Annotated in this window: 1 protein-coding gene (only partly in view); it reads right to left on the bottom strand. The window is 63.2% G+C overall.

The genetic code is table 11. From position 1 onward, the window contains the following. Positions 1–41 precede the first annotated feature (41 nt). On the bottom strand, positions 42–16,703 hold the 3' portion of the coding sequence (locus PspR84_RS12505) for a non-ribosomal peptide synthase/polyketide synthase (protein WP_160057483.1). The gene runs 1,182 nt beyond the window's last position; 16,662 of the gene's 17,844 nt are visible here — the last part of the coding sequence; the start codon falls outside the window, past its right edge; it ends in the stop codon at positions 42–44.

Below are 16,703 nucleotides of genomic sequence, written 5' to 3'. Positions count from 1 at the left end.
TGAGCCCGGCCAGCGGCCGGGCTCTGGTAGATAAACAACAATCAGGAAACCACTTGGCCGGCCGGCACTTTCAGGCCGTCATGCCACCACGCCGCGAGACTGAAGACGTTGGGCGCCTTGAGAATCGTGAAGTGGTTGCCCGGCCCGTACCACACCGCCAGATCCGCAACCTGGCGCTGCCAACCCTCGACCATCGCCGCTTGCTCGCGCTGATTGCCCCACGCATCCAGCGTCGGGTCATCGACCAGCGCCAGCCGCACCGGGCCGGTGTAGGCCAGTTGCGGTTGATAGACCGTACGCAATGCCGTGGCGAAGGTGCGCACCGGGCCGTGCATCGCCTGCGCTGACGAACGCGCAGACAACACACCCGCACGCACCATGCCCTCGTGCAACAGGCGCATTTGCGTGGTGTCGTCAGCCTCGGCGAACGCCAGCGGATCGATGCCCAGGGACTTGCCGCTGGACAATTGCAGCGTCTCGATCAAGCGTTCCAGCGCGGCAGTCGTCGTGTACGGCTTGCCCGCCGTGCCATTGCCGCCGGGAGATTCGCTGTCGATCAGGGTCAACGACGCTACCTCACGTCCGATCGCCTGCAACTGCGTGGCCATGGCATGCGCGACCCAACCGCCGAACGAATGGCCGATCAAATGCACCGGGCCTTGCGGATACAGTTGCTCGACGGCTTGCAGATAACACGCCGCTGCCGCTTCTACCTGACTGTGCGGCACGCCGTGACCATCCAGGCCACGCGGTTGCAGACCATAGATCGGCCACTCAGGACCGAGCGCTTCGGTCAGGTGAATGAACCCGGTGACACTGTCGCCCGCCCCCGGCACACAGAAGATCGGCGCATGCCCGGCGTGCCCACTCTGGATCGTCAATACTGGCTGATACACCTGTGGTTGCGGGACCCGCGCCGCCGCCATGGCCTGACTCAAAGCCTGGCCGAGCGCCTGGATATCCGGGTTTTTCATCATGCTGCGGTGATCCCCCGGCACATCGATGCAGCGCAGCAAACCTGTACCGACCTTGTTCTCCCAACCACGGGTCGGACTCGGCTGTGCCTGTCCCGGCATCAATGCCTGGGCGCGGAACAAGTGCACCGGCTGGCTGGCCGGGCTGACGCGGTAATGCGCCAGCGCCAGGCCATGAGCGGCCTCACGATCAAAGTAACTCCAGGCATCCGCTGCGCTCAGTGCGGCCAGTTCCGGGTCAGGCAATTGCTGTTCGCAGCAGCGCTGGAACAGTTCGTCGAAGCCGGTCAGCTCGACTTCAGCCTCAAGCCTTTCGACGTCAGTCAATGCTTGCTGCCCTTCTTCACCGCGCATCTGTGAGCGCGCCCGGCAATGTTCGAGCAATTGACGCTTGTCGCGATGCTCGCCGCTCCAGCGGGTTTTATCCTGGCTGGCTGGATGCGGTGCGTAAGTATCAAGCAGGCCGACAAACGCCACCGCCTCATCGAGACCGAGCAATTGCTGCGCGACTTCGTACGCCAGCAAGCCGCCAAACGACCACCCGGCCAGATGATACGGCCCATGCGGCTGCACCGAGCGGATAATCCCGACCATCCGCGTGGCCATGCACTCAAGGGTGCGCAGTTGCGGCTGCCCCAGTGGCACACCGGGCAAGCCGTAAATCGGAAACTCGCCCTCGATATGCAGGCCCAATGCCGGGAAATATACGTCCCGGCCGCTGAATTCATGAATCAGGAATAGCGCATTACCGCCCTCGCCCGGCCGCACCACGACCAGTCCTTCCGGCTGTTCAGGCACGCCACTGCGCTGGCTGATCAGCGCTGCCAGTGATTCGATACTCGGCCGCTGGAACAGCTCCGCCAGCGTCACCTGTTGCCCCGCCCGCTGCAGCAAGTTGACCAGACGAATCGCCAGCAGCGAATGCCCGCCCAATTCGAAGAAATTGTCGTGACGTCCGACCTGCTCGACATTCAGCACCTCAGCCCAGAACCGTGCCAACACGGTTTCAACCTCGCCTTGCGGTGCTTCGTAGTGGCGGCTGAGCACGGCGTCGAGCCCCGGTGCCGGCAGTGCCTGACGATCGATTTTGCCATTGGGACTCAAGGGCAAGGCGTCGAGCGCAACAAACGCGCCCGGCACCATGTACTCCGGCAACTGCTCGAGAATGAACGCGCGCAACGTATCGATAGCGGGCACTGCACTGCCCTCGCGCACAGTAAAATACGCGACCAGACGCTCGTCGCGCATCAGCACCACCACCTCGCGCACCTGCGGGTGCTGGATCAATCGCGCTTCGATTTCACCGAGTTCCAGACGCAAGCCGTGCAGCTTGACCTGAAAGTCGTTGCGCCCGAGGAATTCGAGGTTGCCGTCGGCGCGGTAACGCACCAGATCGCCGGTGCGGTACAAGCGATCACCGGCCACGAACGGGCTGTCGATAAAGCGCTCGGCCTGCATCTGCGGCAGCCCCATGTAACCGCGCGCCACACCGATGCCGCCAATGTGCAACTGGCCGATGACGCCAATCGGCACCGGTTGGTCATGCGCATCGAGCACATACACACGGGTGTTACAGATGGCCTTGCCAATTGGCAATTCGGATGACGGTACCGGCATGTGCGGTTCCAGTGTCCATGCCGTGCTGTCGACCGTGGCTTCGGTCGGGCCATACACGTTATGCAGGCGCACCCACGGCAGTTGCTGGCGCACGGCAGCGGCCAGTGCCGCCGTGAGTTCGCCGCCACCACAGAAAATATCGCTGAGGCTGGTGCATTCACTGACCTCCTGCAGCTCAACAAACTGCTGCAACAGCGCCGGCACAAACTTGACTACGGTAATCCGTTGCTGACGAATCACTTGCGCCAGATACGCCGGTTCCCGATGACCGCCCGGCCGTGCCAGTACCAGGCGTACGCCGGCCGTCAGCGGCCAGAAGAACTCCCACACCGAGCCATCGAAACTGAATGGCGCTTTCTGCAACAGCGCGCCGTCTGTGGTCGGTGGGCAAATCTGCGAGCCCCAATGCACCAGATTGCACAAGCCACGGTGTTGGAGCATCACGCCTTTCGGTGTGCCGGTAGAACCTGAGGTGTAGATCATGTACGCCAGATTCGAAGGCGTCAGGCCAGGCACCTGCGGATTGCCCTCCGATTGCGCGTGCCAGTTGCATTGGTCAAAGTCGATCACAGCTACGTCGGTCCCGGCAAACAGCGATCGGGTGGCCGAGTGAACCAGCACTGCCACCGGCGCGCAGTCCCTGAGCATAAAGTCGAGGCGCTCCGTCGGGTAAGCCGGATCCAGCGGCACGTAGGCGCCACCGGCCTTGAGAATGCCGAGCAGCCCGACCACCAGATCGAGTCCACGCTCGACGCACAGCGCCACCCGCGCATCCGGCCCCACGCCCTGCTCGCGCAGGTGATGCGCGAGACGGTTGGCACGGGCGTTCAGCTCGCGATAGGTCAGGCTGTGTTCGCCAGCCTGCACGGCGATGGCATCCGGCTGACGCTGCGCCTGCGCTTCAAACAGGCTCTGAATCGGTTGTTCGACCGGGCAATCAACCGCCGTCGCGTTGAAGTCGCCGAGCAAGCGCTGCTGTTCATCCGCCGCGAGCAGGTTGACCTGCGCCAACACAGCTTGGTCATCGCTGACCAGCGCTTTCAGCAAGCGCTGCAAGTAACCACTAAAACGCCGCACGGTCGCCTCATCGAACAACGCCGTGGCGTAGCGCAGCGCGCCACGGATGCCTTGCGGGTTTTCCCCCAGGCTCAGCGACAGGTCGAACTTCACAAAGTGATTTTCCCCGGCCACGCCTTCCAGCGTCAGACCGCCCAATGCCAGGGCCGGCGCGACGCTGCTGTCCCAGCTCACCAGGGTCTGGAACAACGGGGAGTGGGAAAGGCTGCGCAGCGGTCGGGTGATTTCCACCACGTGTTCGAACGGCAGATCCTGATGCGCCTGCGCGGCCAGGGTCTGGGCCTTGACCCGCGCCAGCAGCGCTGCGCCCGTCAGATCACCTGAGGTATCGACACGCAACGCAAGGGTGTTGACGAACATGCCGATCAACCCTTCGATCTCGACGCGGGTACGGTTGGCCACCGGCGAGCCGATGACCACATCGGACTGCCCGGACAAACGAGCGAGCAACATTGCCCAGGCGCTCATGAGCACCATGTACGGTGTCACGGCGTGACGCTGACACAACGCCTTGAGACCGACGCTGGTCTGCTCGTCCAGCACGATCTCGACACTGCCACCGCGATGATCCTGTTGCGCCGGGCGCGGACGGTCGGTCGGCAGGCTCAACAAGGCCGGGGCGCCGGCCAGCGTCTGCTGCCAGTAATCGCTCTGGCGCTGCAGCACCTCACCGCTGAGCCAGCGACGTTGCCACACCGCGTAGTCGGCGTATTGCAAGGCCAGCGGCGGCAGCGGGTCGTCCTCGCCGTAACTGAACGCCTGATACAACGCCATCAATTCACGAGTCAGCACGCCCATCGACCAGCCGTCGGAGATGATGTGGTGCATCGTCAGCAAGAGCACATGGTGCTCATCGGCCAGCCGCACCAACCGTCCCCGAATCAACGGACCGTCCTGCAAATTAAACGGTCCGCGAGCTTCAGTTTCGATCAGCGCGCGCAATGCCTCGTCGGTCTGCGGCTGTTGCCGCCAATCCTCTTCAATCAGCGGCAGGCCACTGTCGACCGGAGCAATCAGCACCTGTGCTTCGTCGTTCAATTGCGCAAAACGACTGCGCAGGGTTTCGTGACGAGCGGCGATCCGCGCCAATGCCCGTTGCAGGGCCACGGCGTCGAGTCGGCCGCGCAAATGCAGGCCCAAAGGAATGTTGTAGGCGGTATTGCCGCCGTCCATCTGCGCGAGGAACCACAAGCGTTGCTGGGCGAACGACAACGGCAGCACCTGATCGCGCGGCGCCGGCAGAATCTGCGGCAAGCTGCTGCGTTCGGCCTGACTCAACACTTCGGCGACTGCCGCCAGTTCCGGGTTGGCGAACAGATCAGCCAGCGCCAGTTCCACACCCAATTGCTGGCGCACCTGGGACAGCATGCGCATGGCCAGCAATGAATGCCCGCCGAGTTCGAAGAAGTTGTCATGGCGCCCAACCTGTTCGACCTGCAACACCTCGGCCCAGACCTGTGCGAGGCTGATTTCCAGTGGATTGGCCGGCGCCTCGTAAACCCGGCTGAGCAGCGCCTCCTGCGTCGGTGCCGGCAGTGCCTTGCGGTCGACCTTGCCGTTGTTGTTCAACGGCAATACGTCGAGTTGCACCCACGCCGTCGGCAGCATGTATTCCGGCAGTCGTGCGTGCAGCTGCGCGTGCAGATCGGCGTTGTCCAAGGGTTCATCGTGCGCCGTGTAGTACGCCACCAAACGCGTGGCGTCCTGACCGTCGCGGCGCGCCAGCACCACCGCTTCCTTGATCCCCGGGCATTTCAACAGGCGGTTTTCGATTTCCCCCAGTTCGATGCGGAAGCCACGGATCTTCACCTGATCATCGTTACGCCCGATGCAGTCGAGTTGCCCCGGTGCCAGCCAGCGTGCGAGATCGCCGGTGCGATAGAGCAACGCACCAGGCGTCTCGCTGAACGGATCGCGGAGGAACTTCTCGGCGGTCAGATCCGGCCGGTTCAGGTAACCCAGCGCCACGCCCTGCCCGCCGATATACAGCTCCCCGGTGACGCCCATCGGCACCGGTTGCTGATACGCGTCGAGCACGTACACCTGCGTGTTGCCGATGGGGCCGCCAATCGGCACGTTCTCGGCGTCCTGCGCCACTTCCTGCACTTCGAATGTGGTGGCGTAGGTGGTGGTTTCGGTCGGGCCGTAGCAATGCACGATGCGCAACGCGGGTGCTTCGGCCAACAGTCGACGGAACGCCGCCGGATCACCACGTTCACCACCACACAAGAGGATGCGCAAGCCCTTGAGCGCCTGCGCAATCAGCTGCACGTACTGGTTGAACAGCGCGGTGGTGACGAACAGGATCGTCGCGCCACTGGCACTCAGTTCGCGGCCGAAGGCATTCGGATCGAGCAGGGTTTGATGGTCAATGATCACCACGCGACCGCCATTGAGCAGCGGCCCCCAGATGTCCATGGTGCTCGCATCGAACGCCGGGTTCGAGGCGAAGACCACACGATCCTGAGCATTGAAATCGGCATAACCGTTGTTGAGCACCAAGCGGCCGATGCCCCGATGCGGCACCATCACCCCTTTCGGCGTGCCGGTGGAACCCGAGGTGTACATGATGTATGCCAGCGTCTCCGACGACTGCAACAGGTTCGGATTGTGCGTCGGCTGGCCGCTGAGGGTCAGCATGTCCAGATCGATACGCGGTGCGGCGTAGTCGATGACTTCGCCGCTCAAGGTCAACAGCGCCACCGCTTGGCAATCATCGACCATGAACGCCTGGCGCTCGCTCGGTGCATTGATGTCCAGCGGCACATAGGCCGCCGCGCATTTGGCAACGGCCAGTTGCGCCACCAGCAACTCCAGCGAACGTGGCAACAGAATCGCCACGTGATCGCCCGGCTGCACGCCGTGAGCAATCAGGTGATGGGCCAAGCGGTTGGCTTGCGCGTTGAGTTCAAAGTAGCTCAGTGAATGTGCACCATGCACTGCCGCCACAGCCTTGGGATGCGCGGCTGCCTGCTGTTGGAAAACCCCGTGTACGGTCAGTGTTTGCGGGTAGTCACGCGCCGTGGCGTTGAAGTCGTACAGCAAGCGCTGGCGCTCATCGTTTGCCAGCAATGGCACACGTTCCAGCACCGTTTGATCATCGATAACCATCGCGTCGAGCAGACGTTCGAAGTAGCCGATGTAACGCTTGATCGTCAGCGCATCGAACAGCGCCGTGGCGTAGTTCAGCGTGCCACGAATCACCCCGTTGACCTCGCCCAGTGTCAGCGTCAGGTCAAACTTGGCGACCTCGCCCGGCCCGGCAACACCCTCCAGTGTCAGCTCGCCCAACGCCAGTTGCGGGCCGACACTGCTGTCCCAGCTCAGCGTGGTCTGGAACAACGGGCTGTGCGCCAGACTGCGCAGCGGTCGGGCGATTTCCACCACTTGTTCAAACGGCAAATCCTGATGCGCTTGCGCCTCCAGTGTCCGCGCCTTTACCCGCGCCAGCAGCGCTTCGACACTCGGCGCGTCCGAGGTGTCGATGCGCAAAGCGAGTGTATTGACGAACATGCCGATCAAGCCTTCGATTTCAGCGCGGCTGCGGTTGGCCACCGGCGCACCGATCACCACATCGGTTTGCCCGGACAGACGACTCATCAGCAGCGCCCAGGCGCTCGTCAAGGTCATGAACAGGGTCGTGCCGTGACGCTGGCTCAACGTTTTAAGGCCAGTGCTCAAGCGTTCGTCCAGCAACACCTCGACGTTGCCGCCGGTGTAATCCTGCTGCGCCGGGCGCGGGCGATCGGTGGGCAACGTCAACAAGGCCGGCGCGCCGTCGAGGGTCTGCTGCCAATAGTCGCTTTGCCGCTGCAGCACTTCACCGCTGAGCCACTGACGTTGCCACACGGCGTAGTCACCGTATTGCAAGGTCAGTGGCGGCAGCGGATCAGGCTGACCGTGGCTGAACGCTTGATACAACGCCATCAACTCAGCGGTCAGCACGCCCATCGACCAACCGTCGGCGACGATGTGATGCACGGTCAACAGCAAAACACAGTGATCGTCGGCCAGGCGCACCAACCGTCCGCGAATCAACGGATCGTTGTGCAGATCAAACGCTGTCGAGGCTTCCTGCGCCATCAATCCCTGCACGGTGTGCTCGGCTTGCAAGTCCTGGCGCAGATCTTCCACGCGCAACAGTAAACCGCTGTCGACCGGGGCAATCGACACGTGTGCGCTGTCGTCGAGGCTGATGAAACGGCTGCGCAAGGTTTCGTGGCGGGCAACGATGCGTGCCAGCGCCGCTTGCAGGGCATCAACGTGGAGGTGGCCGCGCAGGCGCAAGCCGAGGGGAATGTTGTACGCCGAGTTGCCACCCGTCATCTGCGCCAGGAACCACAGGCGTTGTTGGGCGAAGGACATCGTTAACGGTTGATCACGCGGTACCGGCACAATGTCCGGTAGCGCGCTGCACCCGGCGCGATTCAATACTTCAGCGACTGCGCTCAATTGCGCGTCGGCAAACAGGTCACTCAGCGCCAGTTCGACGCCGAGGCGCTGACGGATCAGCGAGACCATGCGCATCGCCAACAGCGAATGACCGCCGAGTTCGAAGAAATGATCGTGACGGCCGACCTGCTCGACTTGCAGCACTTCGGCCCAGATCTGCGCCAGTGCGGTTTCCAGTTGGCCTTGCGGCGCCTCGTATTCGCGGGCCGGCAACGCGGCCAGATCCGGTTTCGGCAACGCTCGGCGGTCGACCTTGCCATTGGCGGTCAGCGGCAAAGCTTCGAGCCGGACAAACGCTGCCGGCACCATGTAATCCGGCAACTGCGTCAACAGCTGTGCGCGCAAGTCGCCCACCGCCAGTGGCTCGGCCCCCGTCTGTTCGGTGAAATAGGCCACCAGTCGCGGCTGACCGGGTTGGTCTTCGCGGGCCAGCAGCACCGCTTCGTTAATCCCGGGGAGCCGATTGAGGCGGGTCTCGATTTCACCCAATTCAATGCGCATGCCACGGATTTTCACCTGGTCGTCGTTACGCCCCAGGTAGGCGAGCGAGCCGTCTTCGCGCCAACGGGCAAGGTCACCGGTGCGGTACATGCGCGCATTCGGCGTGTTGCTGAACGGGTCTTGCAGAAAGCGCTCGGCGGTCAGGTCGGCGCGGTTCAGATAACCCCGGGCCACGCCCGCGCCACCGACGTACAACTCGCCCAGGACGCCCATGGGCACCGGACGTTGCTGCTCGTCGAGCAAGTACACCGCCGCGTTCGCCACCGGTTGGCCGATGTGCAACGCCGCACCGACTTCAATACGTCCTGAAGTGGCGACCACAGTGGCCTCGGTCGGGCCGTAGTTGTTGATCACCGCGAAGCGCTGCTGACGGCTGAACTGGCGCAAGCGATCGCCACCGATCAACAGAGTGCGCAAAGTCGGGTGATCGAGGTTCTGGCTGAACGCGTATTCGGCGACCGGGGTCGGCAAAAAGCTCACGTCCAGCGGTTGCGCACGCCACCATTCGAGCAAGGCATCGACGTCTTCCGCGCCGTCGTGAGTAGGTGCCAGATGCACCGTGGCGCCCGCGCACAGAGCCGGCCAGACTTCCCACGCCATCGCATCGAAGCCAAATCCGGCAAGGCTTGAGGTGTGGCTGCCGGCGTGTAAATCGAATGCATCACAGTGCCAGTCGACCAGATTGGACAGCGTCTGATGCTCGACCATGACCCCTTTGGGCAGACCGGTCGAACCCGAGGTGTAGATCACGTACGCCAGATGCGTAGCGCTCAGGCCCGGCACTGCAGGGTTGTGCTGCGCCTGCGCTGGCCAAGCGCACAGGTCGACATCGATCACTGGCACGGTCAGCAGTGGCAGTCTCTTGTGCAGATCGCTTTGCGTGAGCACCGCAGCCGGCGCGCTGTCGCCGAGCAAATAGCTGATCCGCTCGGCAGGATGCGCCGGATCGATCGGCACATAGCCGGCGCCGGCCTTGAGGATGGCGACCAGCCCGACCAATGTATCCAGCCCCCGGCGGGCGACAATGGCCACGCGGTCATCGGGTTTCACCCCGATGGCGATCAAGTGATGAGCCAAGGCATTGGCCTGGCGATTGAGCTGCAAGTAAGTCAGTGGCTGTCCGGCAAACAGCGCTGCAATAGCCTGCGGACGCTCGGTGACCTGCGATTCGAAGCGCTGGGTAATCGTCAGCTCACGCGGGTAGTCAGCCTCGGTCGCATTGAAATCCACCAGCAACTGTTCGCGCTCATCTGCCGGCAGGATCGACAACCGGTCAAAGCCCACGTGCGGCGTGTGCTCCAGTGCCTCCAGCAAAGTCATCAACGCACCCTGCATGTACCCGCAGATACGCTGTGCATCAATCCCCGCACCGGCCAATACCTTCAGGCGGAAGTCTTCGCCGAGATCATCAACGCTGAGGGTCAGGCGATAGTTGCTGTGCTCCTCGGCTGCCAGCAATTGCATGCCCTGCCACGCCGTTTGCACCTCGGCGGATATCGGCCCGACCGGGGTGCTGTGACGATAGTTGAGCAGCGTGCTGAACAGCGGTGTGCCCGCCGGCATCGCGCTGCACTGTTGCACCTGCGCCAGTTGCGCATGTTCATGAGCCAGCAACTGACTCAAGCGTTCATGAGTCGCCAGTGCGGCGCCTTTGACGCTATGGGCGTTCAGCTCGATGCACAGCGGCAAGGTATTGATGAACACACCGAGTGCCCGCTCCGATCCTTCACCGCCCTGCAATCGCCCGAGCAACACCGTGCCAAACACCACGGCGTCGCGTCCGGACAATTGCCCCAGCACCTGTGCCCAGGCGAGGTGCATCAGGCTGGCGGCGCTGACACCCAAGCGCCGAGCCTGTTGACGGACGCTGTAGCTGAGGGTGTTTTCCAGCGCCAACTGCGCTTCTTGCGCGGGCCCGTCATGGGCCAGATTCTGGCCATAGGGCAAGGTCGGCTCATTGACCGCGCCGAGCATTTCGCGGAAGAAGCTTTCGTGCTCTTGCGCGCTAAGCCCGGCGCGGGTGTGCGCCACGTAATTGCGATACGGCACCGGCTCGCTCAAGTGTGCGGCGTTGCCCAGCAGAAACGCCTGCATCTCGTGCTGCAACACCTCGAGCGCCACGTGATCCATGACCAAATGATGGAACAGCAACAACGCCACCACCCGTTGATTGACGGCATCACGGCTGTACACCACGCGCATCAGCGGCGCCTCGGTGACGGGCATGCGGAAGTTATCGATGCTGAAGCGGTCACGCAACTGGCTCAGCGCATCGCCCGTTTCGGCATCCAGCGCCAAGGCCTCGCAGCTCAGCGAAGCCTGACGCCAGACCACTTGCACCGGCTCATCCAGCCCCTCCCAGAACAGCGAAGTACGCAGAATGTCGTGGCGCTCGATCACCCGTTGCAGTGCCTCGATGAAAGCTTGCAAACGCTGCTCGTCGGCGAAGGCAAACTGCGCCTGCAACACGTACGGATCGCCCTGCGCGGCCGACAGATGATGGAACAGGATACCGGTCTGCAAAGGCGCCAGCGGATAGATGTCCTGCACGTTGCGCACACCGCCGGGGACACTCGCAACGATGCGGTCAAGCGTCGCTTGATCCAGCGCCACCAGTGGCAGCAGTTCGGGCGTGATGCGCGTGCAATCGGCCGGAACAAGATTGGCCGGCACCGCTGCCTCAGGCTCTCCGCCCACCGCCGCTGCCAATGCGGCCAGCGTCGGTTGATCGAACAGCACGCGGATATCCGCCGACAGGCCGGCCCGGCGCATGCGCGCGACCAGATTGACCGCCAGCAGCGAGTGGCCGCCCAGCTCGAAGAAATGATCAAAGCGCCCGACCCGCTCGACCTTCAGCAGCTCGGCCCAGAGGCCGGCAATGACCGTTTCAACTTCACCGAGCGGGGCTTCGTACTCGCGGGTCAGCAGTGCAGTCTGGTCGGGAGCCGGCAAGGCTTGACGATCCAGTTTGCCGTTGGGGCTCAGCGGCAAGGCCTGCAAATGCACAAACACGGCAGGCACCATGTAATCCGGCAGATGCTTGAGCAATTGGCTGCGTAGCTGATCTGTTTCCAGTGGCTCGCCGCTGTAATACGCCACCAGCCGCTGATCGCCCGGCACGTCTTCACGGGCCAGCACGGCCGCTTCACGCACGCCATCAATGTGCGCCAGATGCGCCTGAATCTCGCCCAGCTCAATCCGCAAACCACGGATCTTGACCTGATCGTCGTTGCGCCCCAGGTACTCGATGTTGCCATCGGCCAGATACCGTGCGACGTCCCCGGTGCGGTACAAACGCGCGCCGGCCTGATCACTGAACGGATCGTCGAGGAAGCGTTCGGCCGTCAGCTCAGACCGATGCAGATAACCCCGCGCCACCTGCCCACCGCCCAGATACATCTCACCAACCACACCGAATGGCACCGGTTGCTGATGAGCATCAAGGATATACACGCGGGTATTGCACAGCGGTTTGCCGATCGGCGGCGTGCCGTCCGGCACCGGCGAATCCGCCTCCAGCGTCCACACGGTGCTGTCGACGGTGGCTTCGGTCGGGCCATACACGTTGTGCAGGCGTACCTGCGGCAGACGCTCGCGGACGCTGCGCACCAACGCGGCAGTCAGCTCACCGCCGCCACAAAACACATCAGTAAGACTGCGGCACTCGCCCACCTCTTCCACTTCAAGGAATTGCCGCAACAGCGCCGGTACAAACTGGACGACATTGACCTGTTGCTCACGAATCAGTTGCACCAGCGCGGCCGGATCGCGGTGATCATCCGGGCCGGCGAGAACCAGGCGCATCCCGCAGCTCAACGGCCAGAACAGTTCCCATACCGAGGCGTCGAAACTGAACGGGGTTTTCTGCAACAGCGCGGCGCCGGTAGGAAGCGGACACAGTCCGGCGCTCCAGTGCAGCAGATTGCCCAGGTTGCGGTGCTCGACCATCACGCCTTTCGGTGTACCGGTGGAGCCGGAGGTGTAAATCACATAAGCCAGGTTCGCGGCGCTCAGGCCGGGTACCTGCGGATTGTTTTGCGCCAGGTTTTGCCAGGTGCACTGGTCGAAATCGACCCGCACGCCCGCCCACTCGCCGATCAGCGCACGCGTCGGCGCATGCACCAGCAGCACCGTTGGTGCGCTGTCCTCAAGCATGTAGACCAGACGTTCGGCAGGATACCCCGGGTCGAGCGGCACATAAGCGCCGCCAGCCTTGAGAATCGCCAGCAGACCGACCAGCAACTGCGGCCCGCGTTCGACACAGATCGCCACCCGCGAATCGCTACCCACGCCGCACTGGCGCAGGTGATGGGCGAGTTGGTTGGCGCGGCGGTTCAGTTCGGAGTAACTCAAACGCAATTCACCGGCCACCACGGCATCAGCGTCTGGCGTGCGCAACACCTGCGCTTCGAAGCGACCATGAACGGTCTGCTCGAGATCGTGGGCGACGGCGGTTGCGTTGAGATCGAACAGCAGATGCTGACGCTCGTCATCCGCCAACAACGCCACCTGCTCCAGCACCGCTTGATCATTGCTGGCCATCGCCTGCAACAGGCGCTGGAAGTAGCCGACGTAACGTTGAATAGTCGACTCATCGAACAAGGCAACGGCGTACTCCAGCACACCGCGAATCCCGTCCGGCACCTCTGCCAGCGTCAGTGACAGATCGAATTTGGCAAAGTGGCTTGGTTCGGCGACGCTTTCCAGTGTCAGCTCGCCCAGACTCAGGCTGGCGCCGTGGCCGCTGTCCCAACTGAACATCGCTTGAAACAACGGGCTGTGTGCCATGCTGCGCAGCGGCCGGGTGATTTCCACCACTTGCTCGAACGGCAGATCCTGATGCGCTTGCGCATCCAACGTCCGCGCCTTGACCCGCGCCAGCAGCGCCTCGGTGCTCAAAGCGCCCGAGGTATCGATACGCAAGGCCAGCGTGTTGACGAACATGCCGATCAAGCCTTCGATCTCGGCGCGGGTACGGTTGGCCACCGGCGAACCGATGACCACTTCCGATTGCCCGGACAAACGACTCAACAGACTCGCCCAGGCACTGAGCATGAGCATGTACATGGTAACGCCGTGACGCTGGGCCAAGGCCTTGAGCCCGGCACTCAGGCGTTCGTCGAGCACCACGTCGACGGTGCTGCCGGCGTAATCCTGCTGTGCCGGCCGCACGCGGTCAGTCGGCAGCGTCAACAGTGCCGGAACGCCCGCCAAGGTCTGTTGCCAGTATTCACTCTGGCGCTGCAACACCTCGCCACTGAGCCAGCGTCGCTGCCACACCGCGTAATCGGTGTATTGCAGCGGCAGCGGCGGCAGTGGATCCGCCTGACCCTGGCTGAAGGCCTGATACAGCGCCATCAGTTCGCGGGTCAAAACGCCCATCGACCAACCATCAGAAATAATGTGATGCATCGTCAGCAACAGCACGTGATGATCGTCGGCCAGACGCACCAGCCGTCCGCGAATCAGCGCATCGTCCTGCAAATCGAACGGCCCCGAGGCTTCGCCCTGAATCAGCGCCTGCAAGGCCTGGTCCGGTTGCGGGTGTTGGCGCAGGTCTTCAACGCGCAGCAGCAGACCGCTGTCGACCGGGGCGATCAGCACTTGCGCCTGGTCATTGAACTGGGCGAAACGGCTGCGCAGGGTTTCGTGACGCGCAACGATACGCGCCAAGGCTTGTTGCAGCGCATGCTCATTCAGTTGCCCACGCAGGCGCAGGCCGATGGGAATGTTGTACGCGGTGTTGGCACCTTCCATTTGTGCGAGAAACCACAAGCGTTGCTGGGCGAACGACAGCGGCAACGCGCCGTCACGGGCCACCGCGACAATCTCCGGTTGCGTGCTGCGCCCGGCCTGCGCCACCGCCTCGGCAACCGCTGCCAGTTCGGCGTTGGCGAACAGATCGCCCAGCGCCAGTTCCACGCCAAGACGCTGGCGAACCTGGGACACCATGCGCATGGCCAACAGCGAGTGACCACCGAGTTCGAAGAAATGGTCCTGACGCCCGACTCGCTCGACTTGCAGCACCTGCGCCCAGATCTGTGCCAAGGCGCTTTCCAGTTCGTTGTGCGGTGCCTCGTATTCGCGGGTGAACAGCGCCGCACGCTCAGGTTTCGGCAGGGCCTTGCGATCGACCTTGCCATTGGCGGTCAACGGCAATGCGTCGAGTCGGACGTAAGCCACCGGCACCATGTACTCCGGCAACTGCGTCAACAGGTGCGCACGCAACTCGGCCACCGCCAGCGGTTCAACCTGACTCTGCTCGGTGAAATACGCCACCAGTCGCGGTTGGCCGGGTTCATCTTCACGCGCCAGCAACACCGCTTCCTGAATGCCGGGCAACTGATTGAGGCGGGTTTCGATTTCACCGAGTTCGATGCGCACGCCGCGGATTTTCACCTGATCGTCGTTACGCCCCAGGTACTCGATCGTGCCGTCGGCGCGCCAGCGTGCGAGATCGCCGGTGCGATACATGCGCGCATTCGGCAAGGCGCTGAACGGGTCATGGAGGAAGCGTTCGGCGCTCAGGTCGGCGCGGTTCAAATAACCGCGCGCCACCCCGGCGCCGCCGACATACAACTCGCCCATGACGCCAATCGGCACCGGACGCTGCTGTTCATCCAGCAGGTACACCGTGGCGTTGGTCACCGGTTTGCCGATGTGCAAGGCGTCACCCGCCTCGATTAGCCCGGAGGTCGCAACCACGGTGGCTTCGGTCGGGCCGTAGTTGTTGATCACATCGAATTGCTGGTTGCGGCTGAACTGGCGCAAGCGGTCGCCACCGATCAGCAGCGTACGCAACGTCGGGTGTTCGAGGTTCTGGCTGAAGGCGTATTCGGCGACGGGCGTCGGCAGAAAACTGACGTCCAATGGCTGCGCGCGCCACCAGTCGAGCAGCGCATCGATATCCTCGATGCCTTCGTGAGTCGGTGCCAGGTGCAAGGTCGCGCCGGCACACAACGCCGGCCAGACTTCCCAGGCCATGGCGTCGAAACCGAACCCGGCAAGGCTTGAAGTGTGGCGCCCGGCGCACAGATCAAACGCTGAGCAATGCCAGTCGACCAGATTCGACAAAGTGCGGTGTTCGACCATCACGCCTTTGGGCAGACCGGTGGAACCAGAGGTGTAGATCACGTAGGCCAGATGTGCGACGGTCAGTCCCGGCACCTGCGGATCAAGGGTCTCGCTCAGCGGCCAGGTCAGCGGATCGAGATCGATCACCGGCACCTGCAGCGCCGGCAAGCGGTCCCGCAGATTATTCTGGGTGAGCACGGCGACGGGGGCGCTGTCGCTGAACAAGTAGTGCAGACGCTCGGCCGGGTGCGCCGGGTCGACCGGTACATAACCGGCGCCGGCCTTGAGAATGGCGACCAGCCCGACCAGCGTATCGAGGCCACGGCGGGCGACGATGGCGACGCGATCATCAGGCTTCACCCCAAGCGCGATCAGGTGATGGGCCAAGGCGTTGGCATGCCGGTTGAGTTCGGCATAACTCAATTGCTCACCCAGGCACTGTGCTGCCAGCGCTTCTGGTCGCTGCGCCACTTGCGCCTCGAAACGTTGGGCAATGGTCAACGTTGCCGGGTAGTCGGCCTGAGTGGCATTGAACGCCAACAGCACCTGCTCGCGCTCGGCCGCCGGCAGAATCGGCAACTGGTTGATTGCGGTATCGGGCGCCTGCTCCAGTGCCAGCACCAGACTTTCCAGGGCGCAGTGCAAGTAATCGCAGATACGCTGTGGATCGACCTCGGTGGTAGCCAGCAAGGTCAGGCTGAACGCATCGCCGAAATCATCAACGCTGAGGGTCAGCGGATAGTTGGTGCGTTCTTCGGAGCTGATCGTGCTGATGCCTTCCCAGGCGGCAAGCACCTCGGCACTGGCCGTCGCCGCCGTGTGGCTGTGACGGTAATTGAGCAAGGCACTGAACAACGGCGTCGGCGCGACCACACCACTGCAACGCTGTGCCAGGGCCAGCGGCGCGTGTTCGTGGCGCATCAGCGTGGTCAGGCGTTTGTGGGTCGCCTCCACCGCCGCACGCACGCCTTGCGCATCGACATCGACCCGCAGCGGCAAGGTATTGAT

The organism is Pseudomonas sp. R84, from assembly GCF_009834515.1.
Taxonomy (GTDB): domain Bacteria; phylum Pseudomonadota; class Gammaproteobacteria; order Pseudomonadales; family Pseudomonadaceae; genus Aquipseudomonas.
Note: the sequence above shows the minus strand (reverse complement) of the source record. Positions and strands in the feature narration are given on the sequence as shown.